This is a genomic window from Acrocarpospora sp. B8E8, from assembly GCF_039871605.1.
In the GTDB taxonomy this organism is placed as follows: Bacteria; Actinomycetota; Actinomycetes; order Streptosporangiales; family Streptosporangiaceae; genus Acrocarpospora; species Acrocarpospora macrocephala.
Map to the genome: position 1 here is coordinate 138307 of NZ_JBDPLV010000007.1, position 13521 is coordinate 151827.

Sequence of the window (13521 nt, forward strand, 5' to 3'; positions counted from 1 at the left end):
CTACCCGAGCAGCTCGCGCAAGCTCCGGCGGCCCCGGAAGATCCATACTTTGACCGTGTTCAGCGGCACTTCCAGCGCGGCCGCGGTCTGCTCATACGTCAGGCCGCCCGCCCACAGCAGCAGCGCCTCCCGGTGCGCCGGGGACAGCGTGGCGAGCGCGCGGCGCAGGTCCACCAGATCGGCCACGGTGTCGTCGAACCCGCTCTCGGCCGCGTGTGGCTCCGCCGCCTCGGGAAACAGCAGGTCGTCGTGCGAACTCCGGCGGCGGACGACGGACAAGGCCGCGTTGCGGGCGATGGCCAGCACCCAGGCCGCGAACGGCGCCCGGCCCTCATACCGGTGCATGCCCTTCCAGGCGGCCAGCTGCGTCTCCTGCAGCGCGTCGAGCGCGTCCGGGCGGTTGGCGGTCAGGTGGAAGCAGACGCCGAAGGCGCGCCGCTCGACCGGCTGCCAGAGCAGGCGGAAGGCCTCGCTGTCACCGGCGCGCGCGGCGGCGAGAAGTTCGGCGTCATCGCCGATATCGCCACCGACATCGCCGACCAGAGGAGCAGGCATCGCCGGAGATTCCTCCCGTATCCCTAAACGCCCGGCACCCAACGTCAACCGGGAAATCTGCGACGATCAGACCACGGTCCTCGCTGAACCGATATGTGATGACACGGCATGATATTCGACCGTAATGAGGGCGTGGAGGAGGATGACGCGGGGGCGTTCTACGACCTTCTCTACGGCTCGGTCCCGGCTCCCACGACGGCGGAGAGCCTGGCCATGTTCGAGGAGACAATGAGCACCACCGAGGCAGAACCCGAAGACCTTTATCAGGACTTCGAGGGATATTTCGACATACCCGTTAACGAAACGGACTTTAGTGACGACTTCTCTGATATTGGCGATATCGGGGACCTGGGATGAATCCGAGTGACCGGCTGCGCGACCTGTGCGGCACCACGATCGCCAAGCTGGCCGATCCCGGGTTGCGGGACCGGGTCCACCAGGTCCGGGTCCGGCTCGACGCGCCCCTGAAGATCGCCGTCGCCGGCGCGGTGAGCAGCGGGAAGTCCACTCTGGTCAACGCCCTGCTCGGGCTGCCGGTCGCGCCCGTGGACGCGGGCGAGTGCACCCGGGTCGTCACCCAGTACGAATACGGCCCCGACGACGGCCGGGTCGAGGTCGAGTGCGAGGACGGCCGCACCGTCGTCACCCGCCTGGCCCCGGGCCACCGCCTCCCCGCCGAGCTGGGTGTCCCGATCGACCTGGTCCGCCGGGTACGCGTGCACCTGGCCTCCGAAGCCCTCCGCGCCATCACCGTCGTCGACACCCCCGGCATGAACACCACGACCGTCGAGAACGAGCGCGCGGCCCGCCGCATGCTGTTCGGCACCGACCAGGACGACGACCACGCGCAAGCCCTGATCTACGTGCTCCGCTACGTCCAGGCCTTCGACGACACCACCCTCGCCGAGTTCCGCGGCCTCACCGAGGCGTGCGGCATGACCTGCGTCAACACCCTGGCCGTGCTGAGCCAGATCGACCGGCGCGGCGACGAGGACGACCCCTGGCCGACCGCGCGGCGGCTGGCCGTCAAGGCGTACGCGGATCTGCGCGCCTCGGTCTTCGACGTGGTCCCGGTGATCGGCCTGCTCGCCGAGACCGCGGGCACCGGCGCGCTCGGCCCGGCCGAACTGGACGGCCTGGCCGCCCTCGCCGCCCTGGACGAAGCCGACCTGGAGTTCCTCCTCCTGGACCTGGACGACCTCGCCGACTCCCCCGACTCGCCGCTCTCCCCCGAGGTGGCCCGCCGCCTGATCCGCCACCTGCACCGGTACGGCTTACGCACCGCGATCACCCACAGCGCCGAAGGCCCCGAAGCCCTCCGCCAGACATTGCTCGATAAATCGGGATTCGGGGTGGGGGCCCGTACGGGCACGGTCGCGGGCGGCATCGCCCACTTCGCCCGCCGCGCCGACCAGCTGAAGGCGCTGGCGGCGATCACCCAGCTCCGGCGCGTCTCCCGCGCCCCCGCGTTCGGCTCCGACCTGGCCGTGCTGGACGGCCTCGCGGCCGAACTGGACGAGACCAAGCCGATCGCCGCCGGCCTGCACGGCCTGCGCATCTTCGCCGCCGTCGAGGCGGTGGCCCGGGGCCAGCTGGTGCTCGCCGAGGACATGCAGAACGAGCTGTTCCAGCTGGCCCGCTCGGACGACCCGGCCGAACAGCTCGGCGTACCCGCGCATGAGGTCCCTGAGGCCGCGCGGCGGGCGACCGAGCGGTGGCGCGCCCGCGCGATGATCGAGCGTGGCCGCGTCGGCGGCCAGCGCGCCCGGGACGTGCTCGGCGTCCTGGAGGACCTGGCCGCCCCGCCGGTCCTCCAGACGCAGGCCCCCATCTTCCTGCCGGTCGCCCCGGCCCCCGTGGACGGCGACGCGGTACGGCGGCTGCTGGCCTCGCCGCTGGTCCCCGCCGAGGACCGGCAGGCGCTCGCCCATCTGATCGCGGGCGCCGACGGCGCCGCCCAGGTCGGCATCGCGGCCGGACCCCCCGACGTCGCCGCCTACGCGGCGGCCCTGAGCGCGCGGTTCCGCTCGCTCAGCCACTTCCTCCCCTTCACCGCCGACCGCCGCGCGGCCGAGAGCGTCAGCGACAGCTACGCGCACCTCGCCGTGACCGCGGTCCAGAAAGGTTCCCCGCATGTCGGCTGAGCTAGTCACCCGCGTGCTGCGCCTGGCCAACGAGGTCAACACGCTCGCCAAGCAGGCCGGCCGCGCCGACCTGGCCGAGGTGCTCGTCCAGGTCGCGGCCAGGTGGAAGGAGACCGAGACCACGGTCGTGCTGGCCGGCGCCCAGAAGCGCGGCAAGAGCCGCCTGCTGAACGCGCTGATCGGGCACCCCGGGCTGCTGCCGGTGGACGCCGACGTGGCCACCAACTGCTACCTGGGGCTGCGGCGCGGCCCGGCGCTGACCGCCAAGGTGCACAAGGCCAGCGAGTCCTTCGCGATCGACCCGGCCCAGATCACCGACTACGCCTCGATGACCGGCGACCCGGCCAAACGCCGCGAGGTGGTCAACGTCGAGCTGACGGTCGACCACCCGATGCTGGACGGCGTACGGCTGCTGGACACGCCCGGCGTGGACAGCCTCACGGTCGGCCACCGCCAGGCGACGGTGGCCATCCTGCAGCGGGCCGACGCGCTGCTGTTCGCGCTCAGCGCCCAGGACCAGCCGGTGCTCCGGCACGAGCTGGAGTTCCTGGCCGAGGCGGTGCAGCGGGTGCAGGCGGTCACGTTCGTGCTGACCAAGGTGGAGGACTCGGCCAACTGGCAGGCGCTGCTGGCCGAGAACCGCCGCCGCCTGGACACCTTCGTGGCCGAGTCGGGGCTGGTGGCGCCCGAGAACGCGGCGATCCTGCGCGGCGCGGCCTGGCTGCCGGTGAGCGCCAAGCTGGCCGAGGCGGCGGTGGCGCAGCGCAGGCTGGGGCGGCCCGAGCGCGCCGACCAGCTGCACGAGCGGAGCGGGCTCTGCCGGCTGGAGGAATACCTGCGCTCCTGCGCCGAGGGGCGCGAGCTGGCGCGCAGCGCCACCGTGGTGTCGGCGTGCGTCTCGGTGCTGTCCGCGGTGGCGGCGGTGGCGACCGACCATGTCGCCGGGGCCTCCGACGACTCGAAGGAGCCCGCCAAGCGGCTCGCCGAGGTGGAGACCGCGCTGGCCGAGCTGGCCGAGATCGCCAAGGAGCGCCGCAGGTACGCGGTGGGCAACCAGTTCCTGGGGCGGGAGGTGGCGACGATCGCGCGGGCGCATCTGGCCCGGGTGCGGCAGCCGTACGAGCAGGCGGTGGGCGAGCTGACCAAGCGCGCCGATCTCGAACGTTACCTGCAGCAGCTGCCGGAGAGCGTCGAGCGCTCCATCCAGGCCGCCTGGGACGAGATCGTCGCCGAGGTGAGCACCCTGGTCGGGACCGCGCTGAACGAGTTCCTGCGCTCGCTGCGCCTGGATCCGATGGACATGGACCTGGCCAAGGTGGCCATGCCCCGGGTGTGGTCCCACGAGCTCAAGAGCGAACCCACCGCGGGCGCCAAGATGGACATGTTCCGGGAAGGCGTGCCCGCCGCCGCGATGGCCGCCAGCCTCGGCCTGATCATCGCCCACCTCAACCCGATCGGCTTCATCATCGGCCCCGCGCTGGCCGCGGCCGTGCTGGTACGGCGCCGCGAATGGGACGAGGTCCACCGCAACCAGCAGGCCCTGCGCCGGCTGCTGGCCGAGCAGTTCACCCAGGCGGGCAGCGAGATCACGCTGGCCCTGGAACGGGAGGTGGCGAACTGGCGCGCCACGGTCGAGCAGAGCGCCGACACCGCGCTCGCCACCCAGCGCAAGGACCTGGAGTCCCGGCGCGCCGAACTGCGCACGCTGGCCGCCAGCAACGTCGCCGACAAACGCGACGCGCGCGAGTCGGCCACCAAACGCCTGGAGACCATCGCCACCCTCACCGACCGGGCCGCCGGCCTCCGGGGCGAGATCGCGACGGCGCTAGGGGGTGCCCGCCCGGCAGCCGCGTCGTGATCATGTGCGACGCTCGTCCGGACGAGAAAGGGATCACCTCATGTGTCACAGCACGAGCAGCCGGCCGCCCGCTCCGCCCGTTATCGGCGAGGTCGCCGCACAGGAGCAGATCGAGCTGACGTCCGCGGACGGCACCCGCTTCCTGGCCTACCGCACCGAACCCGCCACGCCCAACGGGCGCTCGGTCGTCATCCTGCCCGACATCCGGGGGCTGCACCCGTACTACCGCGACCTGGCGGTGCGCTTCGCCGAGGCCGGGTTCCACACCATCGCCATCGACTACTTCGGCCGTACGGCGGGCACGGACCCCGACCGCGGCGACTCCTTCGACTGGCAGTCGAAGATCGGTGAGGTGACCCTGGAGCACGTGCGCCTCGACATGGCCGCCGCTCTGGCCGAGCTCCCCCAGCCGGTGTTCACGGTCGGGTTCTGTTTCGGCGGCGCGAACTCGTGGTGGCTGGGCGCGCACGGGAACGGCCTGGCCGGGGCGATCGGGTTCTACGGCGCGATCCGCCGCATCGGCGAGCTGCCGGACACGCCCGGCGCACCCGTGCTCCTGCTCCGCGGCGGCGCCGACACCGCCTCCACCGACGAGGAGTTCGACACCTTCACCGCCGCCCTCGACCACGCGGGAACCGAGCACGAGACGGTCATCTACCCCGGCGCGCCGCACTCGTTCTTCGACCGCTCCTACAGCGAGTGGGCCGACGCGTGCGCGGACGCGTGGCGGCAGATCCTGTCGTTCACCGAACGCCACTCACAGAGCTAGTCCGGCAGGAAGCAGAGCCGGCCAGGTAACGACTGCTCCGGACCCGGGGCGGCCTCCGGGAGCCGCAGGTAGAGCAGGCCCGACGGGACCTTGGCCAGAGGTTCGGCCCAGCCGGGCGCGCTGAGGGCTTGGCGGGCCCCGGCAGGGGTGACGTGCATGATCCGGGAGGTGTTGCGGGCGCCGGAGACGCCCAGCCAGAGGGTCTCGCCGTCGGCGACCACGCGGGGCCGCTCGCTGGTCAGGCGGGACGTGAGATGGCCGAGCAGGGTGGTGGCGGGCTCGTGGGCGAGGGTGCGCAGGTTGCCGGTGGTGCGGTCGCAGTGCAGGACCGACCAGCCCTGGGAGGGGAGCACGGTGTCCATGCCGATCGCGTACATCTCGCGGCCCGCCGGGAACCAGCGCAGCGCGCCCGCGCGGGGGCGGGAGGCGAGCACGCGGGGCGGGTTGGGGGCGGCGTCGATCTCCAGGCCGTGGCTGGTGGCGACGAACCACTTCGACTCGTGCAGCACGACCTGCTGCAGCCAGTTGGGCGGGCGGCGGTCGACCCGGCGCACGCGGCCGCCCGGGTCGATGATCAGGAACACCTGCCAGGGCAGGAAGCCGTTCTGGAACGCGTACTGCCCGAGCACGACCGTGCACCCCGGCGAGCCGATCGCCAGGGCCGGTCCGACGCCGGTGGGGCTGTCCTGATCGAGCAGCCGCCGCCGGGTCCCGTCCTCGTTCACGAACCACTGGGCTGACGGGCCGAGCGGGATGCGGGCGGGCTCCTGGAAGAACCCGCCCAGCCGGAACTCCAGCATGGTCAGCTCGCCGGTCTCCCCCCACGGCAGCCCGCGCGAGTTGTCGACCGGCAGCACCGGGCCCGGGTGGAAGAACGCCCAGCCGATCCCGCCCTTGGCCAGCGTCCGCACGTCGGGCACGCCGGGCAGCACCTGGGTGGACTGGATCACCAGCTCCGGCGTGAGCGTGCGGAGCACCGCGCCGTTCGGGCCGCGCTCGGCCAGCAGGATCCCCTCGTCGGTGGCCGCCCAGTCGAGGACGGGACCGAAGGCCAGTTCCCGGTCGGTACGGCCCGAGGGCACGTCCACCCGCCGCAGCAGCTGCCGCCCGCCGTCCACGCACAGGCAGTAGGTCCCGTTCGCGGTCACCCGGACCGAGAACACGCCCTCCATCACCGTTTTGAGCGACCCGCCCTCCGCGGGCCTGCCCGCCGGTCTGGCCGTGGTCGCGATCGTGTCCAGGGCCGCGCTCTTGGCGGCGTTCTTGGCCGCGGTCTTGGCCCGCTCGGCCTCCAGGATCGTCCAGGCCAGCCGGGCCGCGCCCAGCGCCACGACGATCTTCGGGTCGTCGTAGGTGCGGACCAGGTCGCCGTGCCTGGCCTTGATCGTCTCGTGCACCAGCGGCATCCGGCTGGCGCCCCCGGTCAGAAAGATCCCGGACAGCTGCCGCAGATCCACCCGGGCGGCCGCGATCGTCTCGTCCAGGATGTCGGCCGTCCTGATGATGTCCGCGCCCACCAGCGCGTGCAGGTCGGCCCGGGAGATCTGCACGTCCACGTCCGCGCCCGCCACATACTGGCTGGCGGTGTCGTACGCCGAGAGGGTCTCCTTGGCGGCCCGCGCCTCGTCCAGCAGATCGGCGGCGGCGGCCCGGTAGCGGCGGTCGGGGTTGGCGCTCACCTCGGCCCACCAGTCGGCCGCGGAGCGCTCCAGCTGGGCCCCCAGGAAGGCGAAGACGCGCTCGTCGAACACCTCGCCGCCGATCATGTCGTCCCCGCCCGGCTCGCCGATCACGTTGAAGTCGGCGCCGTCGGCGGCCAGCACCGCCGTGTCGAAGGTGCCGCCGCCGAGGTCGTAAACGGCCACCTGCCGCCCGCCGGAGACGCTGTGGATCGAGGTGTAGTGCAGCGCCGAGGCGACCGGCTCCTCCACGATGACGATCCGCGCCCCCGGCACCACCGCGGTCCCGGCCGCCTTGAGGATCTCCCGCCGGTCAGGCCGCCAGGCGACCGGGCAGGTCAGCACCACGGTGGCCGGGTCGGCGCCGTCGAAGCGGGTGCGCCCCTCGGCCACGAACAGCGCGAGAATGGCCGCCATCGCGTCCTTGACGTCCACCGGGACCCCGCCGAGGAGCATGGCGGCCCGGCCCACGTAACGTTTGGGGTTGCGCTCCACCCGTTCGGGATAGCGGACCATCGAACGCTGCGCGACCCGCCCGGCCACCAGCACGCCCTGGTCGTTCAGCAGGATCGTGGACGGCACCCGGCGTTCGCCGCCGACCTCCAGGATGTCCACCCGCCGGTCGGTCGCGATCGCCCCGGCGGAGAAACTCGTCCCCAGGTCCACGCCGAGGCACCACTGCGCCATCTCGGCCTCCTCCCGCTTTTGCGGCCTCCCGCAGGCGACCACGATAGTGGTCCGCGCGGAGCGCGACTGTGTCACCGTCGGGGGCCGAAGGCGCGTCTGTGTCGCGGCATGCGCGGAGGACCGGCAAAATGTTCGACATGGCCCGACGAACGACCAGCCCCCCACCCGAGGATTTCGAGGAGCGGATCGTCGATATCGACGTGTCCGCGGAGATGCGCACCAGCTTCCTGGAATACGCGTACTCGGTGATCTACCAGCGCGCCCTCCCAGATGCCAGGGACGGGCTCAAACCCGTGCAGCGGCGCATCCTCTACTCGATGAACGAGATGGGGCTGCGGCCCGACCGGGGGCACGTGAAGTCCTCCCGGGTCGTCGGCGACGTGATGGGCAAGCTGCATCCGCACGGCGACAGCGCCATCTACGACGCGCTGGTCCGGATGGCCCAGCCGTTCTCGATGCGGCTGCCGCTGGTGGACGGTCACGGCAACTTCGGCTCGACGGACGACCTGCCGGCCGCCATGCGGTACACCGAGGCCCGGCTGTCCGCCGCCGCCATGCTGATGACGCAGTCCATCGACGAGGACACCGTCGACTTCAAGCCCAACTACGACGGCCAGGAGACCGAGCCCACGGTCCTGCCGTCGGCGTTCCCGAACCTGCTGGTCAACGGCTCGACCGGGATCGCGGTCGGGATGGCCACCAACATGGCCCCGCACAATCTCGGCGAGGTCATCGCCGCCGCCCGGCACCTGATCAAGAAGCCGGACGCGACGCTGGAAGACCTGATGCGCTTCGTGCCCGGCCCCGACCTGCCGACCGGGGGCTCGATCATCGGGCTTGCGGGGGTCAGGGATGCGTACGAGACCGGGCGTGGCACGTTCCGGATGCGGGCCAAGGCCACCGTCGACAACGTGACGCCGCGGCGCAAGGGGCTGATCGTCACCGAGTTGCCGTACAACGTGGGGCCCGAGCGGGTGATCACCAAGATCAAGGAGCTGGTGAACGCCAAGAAGCTGTCCGGGATCGCCGACCTGAAGGACCTCACCGACCGGCACAAGGGCCTCCGCCTGGTCATCGAGATCAAGAACGGCTTCATCCCCGAGGCGGTGCTGGAGGAGCTCTACCGGCTGACGCCGATGGAGGAGACCTTCGGCATCAACAACGTGGCTCTGGTCGACGGCCAGCCCCGCACGCTCGGGCTGCGCGAGCTGCTCCGGGTGTACGTGGATCACCGGATCGACGTGGTGCGGCGGCGCTCGCAGCACCGGCGGCGCAAGCGGGAAGAGCGCCTGCACCTGGTGGACGGCCTGATCGTCGCGCTGCTCAACATCGACGAGGTCATCCAGGTCATCCGCTCCTCCGACGACTCGGCCGCCGCCCGCGCCCGGTTGATGGAGATCTTCGAGCTGAGCGAGATCCAGGCCAACTACATCCTGGACACGCCGCTGCGCCGGCTGACCCGCTACGACAAGCTGGAGCTGGACAAGGAGAAGGAGACGCTGACCCGGGAGATCGCCGAGCTGACCGCCATCCTGTCCTCCGAGGACAAGCTGAACAAGGTCGTCTCGGACGAGCTGGCCGAGGTGGCCAAGACCTACGGCACGCCGCGCCGTACGGTGCTGCTGGAGTCCTCCGGGGTGTCCAGGACGGCCGCGGTGCCGCTGGAGGTGGCCGACGATCCGTGCCTGGTGCTGCTGTCCTCGACCGGGCTGCTGGCCCGGACGAGCGACGCGTCGCCGCTGGCCGAGGACGGGGAACGGACCGTGCACGACGTGCTGGTGTCGGTGGTGCGGTCGACGGTCCGGGGCGAGACCGGCGTGGTCACCTCGCACGGGCGCATGATCCGGGTGTCGGTGGTGGACCTGCCCGCCCTGCCGCCCTCGGCCAACCCGCCGTCGCTGGCGGGCGGCCATCCGGTGGCGGAGTATGTGTCGCTCAATCCCGACGAGGTGGTGGTCGGCCTGGGTTCGCTCGACCCGAACAGCCCCGGCCTCGCCCTCGGCACCGCGCAGGGCGTGGTGAAACGGGTGGTCCCCGAATATCCGGCCAACCGTGACGAGTTCGAGGTCATCGGCCTGCGCGACGGTGACACCGTGGTGGGGGTCGCCGAGCTGACCTCCGAGGAGCACGACCTGGTCTTCATCACCTCGGACGCGCAGCTGCTCCGCTTCCCGGCCAATAACGTACGGCCGCAGGGCCGCCCGGCCGGAGGCATGGCCGGGATCAGGCTGGAGCCCGGGGCCCGGGTGATCTGGTTCGGTTCCGTCGATCCTGCCCGCGAGTCCCGAGTGATCACGATCGCCGGTTCTTCCACCGCCCTGCCGGGCACCCAGATCGGCGGCGGCAAGATGGCGGACTACGCCGAGTTCCCGCCGAAGGGCCGGGCCACCGGCGGAGTCCGGGCGCAGCGGTTCCTGAAGGGGGAGGACATGCTGCTGCTGGCGTGGGCGGGGCCCGCGCCCGCCAAGGCGGTCTCGGCCGTCGGGAAGCCGGTCCCGCTGCCGACCGAGCTCGGCCGCCGGGACGGTTCGGGGGTGCGCCTCACCCACACGGTGGCCGCCGTCGGCGGCTCCCTCTTCGCGGACTTCCAGGAGGCTCCCCCCGAGGATGTCTGATCGACCTGGCCTTCTCCCCCGTTTTCGGGAGAAGGCCAGGGGTCTTCGCGAGGTAACGCAACGGTCACCTCACCTGGACCGAGACGCCCGCGATCGGCCAAGTCTGGACGAACCTTCGCCGAGTAGGCTCTATCTCGCAAGCCCTACTTGAAAACCAGCGATTATCCATGCTGAGGAAGGAGGCGAGCCCCGCTCGTGTCTAGGAGCTGGTACACGTGAGTGCAACCACACGCCTACGACCAACGGACGCGGATAAGGGCTACTCGGTGCGCGGCCGAATTCTCGGGCCACTCGAACTTTCCGGGCCTTTGGGCACGCTGCAGCCCAACGCGGGCAAGCACCGGGTGTTGCTGGCCGGGCTCATGTTACGGGCCGACACTATTGTCCCGGTCACCGATTTGATCACATGGCTGTGGGACGACCTCCCGCCCGCCACCGCCAAGGAGACGTTGTACGTCTACCTGATGCGGCTGAGAAAAGAGCTCGCCAAGGGGGTCGGCGGCGGGATCCGGATTCACACGGCCGGCGGGGGCTACCGGCTGAGCCTGAACAGGGACGCGGTTGACGTCCTGGTGTTCCAGCGGCTCGTGGAGGAGGCGCTGGTCGCCGAGCGGCGGGACGACCCGAAAGCCGCGATCGATCTTCTCCGCGAGGCCGAGGAGTTGTGGCGCGGCCCTGCCCTGGCCGACGTGCCATCCGACGCGCTCAGGCGGGACGAGGCCGCCCGCCTGACCGAAGAGTGGGGTCGCGCGGTGGAACGCCGGATCGACCTGGAACTCGGCATGGGCCACCCCGGCGTGCTCATCGGCGAGCTGCGCACGCTCACCGCTCGCTATCCCTCGCGGGAGCGCTTCTGGGCGCAGCTCATGATCGCCCTCTATCGCGACAATCGCCAGGTGGAAGCGCTGGAGTGTTACCGCCAGGCGCGCGAGCTGCTGATGGACGAGTTCGGCTTGGAGCCGGGCGACGAGCTGCGGCGCCTGCATCAGCAGATCCTGGACCAGGCAGTACCGATCGCACCTCTCGAACCGCCACGGGCACCCGCGGCCTGGGTTTCGCAATGCCAGCTTCCCCCGGACACGCCGGACTTCGTCGGACGGGACGAAGAGATCGATCGCATCGAGGACGTCCTGACGGCGGGTGCCGCGGCTCCGATCGTGCTGATCTCCGGCCCCCCGGGAGTCGGGAAGAGCGCACTCGCCGCCCGGGTCGCGCATCGGATGCGACACGCGTTCCCGGACGGGCAGTGGTACGCGCGTTTCCCCGAGACCAAGGCCGGCGAGGGGGTCGAGGACACCACGCTGACCGACCTGCTGCAGCTGTCCGGCGTCGATCCGCACAGCGTCCCCGGCGGGCAGCTCGCCCGGAGCGCCGCCTTGCGCGCGCGGCTGACCGACAGGCGGGTCCTGCTGATCCTGGACCAGGCCAAGAACCTCGACCAGGTGCTGGCCCTGCTGCCCAGCAGCCCGGGCTGCGCGGTGATCGTCACCAGCACGCGACTGCTGGTCGGGCTGCCGGGGGCCGTGCAGGTCAGTCTGGAGCCGTTGCCGTCCGCCCAGGCGGAGGAGCTGCTGGAAGAGCTGGTCGGGGGCCGGGTAGCGGAGGAGCCGGACGCGGCGCGTGACATCGCATCCTTGTGCGGGAGGCTGCCGCTCGCCCTGCGCATCGCCGGGGCCCGCCTGGCCACCAGGCCGGGCATCCGCCTGGCCGACTTCGCCCAGCGATTGGGGGACACGCGTCGACGGCTGGACGAACTTCACACCGGGTCGATGGAGCTGCGCGCCAGTATCGAGCTCAGCTATGTCGCGCTCTCGGACGGCGCCCGGTCGGCGTTCCGGATGCTTGGACTGCTTGACGGCTCGGACTTCCCCGAGTGGGTGCTCGCCGCGCTGCTCGACCGCGAGGATGTCGATCACCTGGTGGAGGAGTTCGTGGTGGCGAGTCTCATCGCGCCGGTGGGCCGGGATCGTACCGGGGAGCCCCGTTACCGGATGCACGACCTGCTCTTCGTCTACGCGGCGGAACTGGCGGCCGAGGAACCCGAGCACGTCAGACGCGTCGCGCTCCGGCGGCTCCTGGACACGCTCATGCAGGTGGCCGTGACGGCCTGGCACCGGCATCCGCGGATCCTCTGGGGGCGCGCGCCCGTCGGTCCACCGCCCACGGGCGCGCTCGCGCTGCCCGACGAACGCCTGAACCGGCTGGTCTCCGAACCGCTCGCCTGGGACGAGTCCGTACGGCAGCTCGTGGTTCCGCTGATCGAGCGGGCCTGCGAATATGGCTGGCACGGCGACGCCGACTATCTTTCGGGGCTGATCTGCATCGGAACCGATGCCGATCTGGAGCGCATCTGCCACGCCGTGAAGACCGCCGCCCGCGCCTCCGGGGACGAGCTGGTGTGGTGGCAGGCGGAGCTCGCGCTGACCCGCCGGCTCATCCACCAGCCCTCGGAGGAGGCCGTGGATCGGCTGACCAGGTGCCTGGAGGCGTTCCAGCGGCTCAGCGCGCCGTACGCCGTGCGGCACACGCTGGTGTGGCTGTCGATCTGCTATGCCGTACGCGGCCAGGTGTCGCAGGCCCGGCAGTTCGCGGCCCGGGCGCTGGCCGTCATCGACGATCTCGGCAAGGACGCGGCACGGACGCTGCCCATGCCGGATCTGATCTCGGCGCTGGCCACCGATCGGCACCGGCCCGAGTTCCTGCCGAAGTTCCAGCGGGCGTGGGAGGAGGCCGAGCGGTTCGGAGATCTCACGTACCAGTGGATCGCGCTCAACGGGCTCTCGAGCGCCGCCCGGAATGTCGGTGACCTGGAATGGGCGCTGTGGGCGGCGGAACGCGGGCTGGCGCTGGCGGACACCATCGGGGAGATGCAGGCGTCGGCGTGGATGCGCGTCCAGCTCGCACGAGTACGGCTCGATCAGGGGCACCTCGACGAGGCGGAGGCGGAGGCCGAGCGAGCACAGAAGATCTTCGCGAGAGATCTCAGCCGGCCCGGCATCTCGGTCGCCGCTGAGCTGTTGATACGGATTTCCAGCGAGAAACGGTCGCACGCCGTTCAATAAAGACAACCAGGTGAGAAATTCCGGCTGCCCGGACCCCATTCGGTCTTGGCAGCTTTTTCTTTTCTGTTAACCCCCGATCTGGTTCCACAATACGGAGTCTTCACGGCCCGGTCGCGGTGCATTTTTGAAAAGTAGCGGAGCGTGATTGTTGT

8 protein-coding genes are annotated in these 13521 nt (G+C 71.1%); 6 read left to right on the forward strand and 2 right to left on the reverse strand.

The genetic code is table 11. The annotated features are described in order from the left end of the window. Window positions 1-555 carry an RNA polymerase sigma factor gene (locus tag ABGB08_RS09195; protein WP_347588374.1) on the reverse strand — a complete coding sequence of 185 codons (555 nt, stop codon included), beginning with the start codon at window positions 553-555 and terminating at the stop codon, window positions 1-3. A 108-nt stretch (window positions 556-663) separates the two neighbouring features. On the opposite strand from ABGB08_RS09195, the gene ABGB08_RS09200 reads away from it, so the two are divergent. Genes ABGB08_RS09200 through ABGB08_RS09215 form a run of 4 tightly spaced genes read left to right on the forward strand, consistent with a single transcriptional unit; the run spans window position 664 to window position 5326 of the window. Next, window positions 664-912: a hypothetical protein gene (locus ABGB08_RS09200; RefSeq protein ID WP_347588376.1), complete on the forward strand. Its 249-nt coding sequence runs from the start codon at window positions 664-666 to the stop codon at window positions 910-912. Continuing rightward, complete coding sequence (locus tag ABGB08_RS09205) at window positions 909-2699, forward strand: dynamin family protein (protein ID WP_347588378.1); 1791 nt, start codon at window positions 909-911, stop codon at window positions 2697-2699. The genes ABGB08_RS09200 and ABGB08_RS09205 overlap by 4 nt, the downstream gene beginning before the upstream one ends. Beyond that, window positions 2689-4557, forward strand: coding sequence for a dynamin family protein (locus tag ABGB08_RS09210; RefSeq protein WP_347588380.1), 1869 nt, complete (start codon window positions 2689-2691; stop codon window positions 4555-4557). The genes ABGB08_RS09205 and ABGB08_RS09210 overlap by 11 nt, the downstream gene beginning before the upstream one ends. Before the next feature lie 40 nt (window positions 4558-4597). Next, complete coding sequence (locus ABGB08_RS09215) at window positions 4598-5326, forward strand: dienelactone hydrolase family protein (protein WP_347588382.1); 729 nt, start codon at window positions 4598-4600, stop codon at window positions 5324-5326. On the opposite strand, the gene ABGB08_RS09220 is transcribed toward ABGB08_RS09215, so the two are convergent. Continuing rightward, window positions 5323-7692: an Hsp70 family protein gene (locus ABGB08_RS09220; RefSeq protein WP_347588384.1), complete on the reverse strand. Its 2370-nt coding sequence runs from the start codon at window positions 7690-7692 to the stop codon at window positions 5323-5325. The two genes, ABGB08_RS09215 and ABGB08_RS09220, sit on opposite strands and share 4 nt — an antisense overlap. A gap of 128 nt (window positions 7693-7820) precedes the next feature. On the opposite strand from ABGB08_RS09220, the gene ABGB08_RS09225 reads away from it, so the two are divergent. Both ABGB08_RS09225 and ABGB08_RS09230 read left to right on the forward strand, forming a co-directional pair. Then, window positions 7821-10307 (forward strand): DNA topoisomerase IV subunit A, encoded by a 2487-nt coding sequence (locus ABGB08_RS09225; protein ID WP_218041682.1) that lies wholly within the window; start codon window positions 7821-7823, stop codon window positions 10305-10307. A 215-nt stretch (window positions 10308-10522) separates the two neighbouring features. Next, on the forward strand, window positions 10523-13369 hold the full coding sequence (locus ABGB08_RS09230) for a BTAD domain-containing putative transcriptional regulator (protein ID WP_347588387.1): 2847 nt from the start codon (window positions 10523-10525) through the stop codon (window positions 13367-13369). Window positions 13370-13521: the final 152 nt, after the last annotated feature.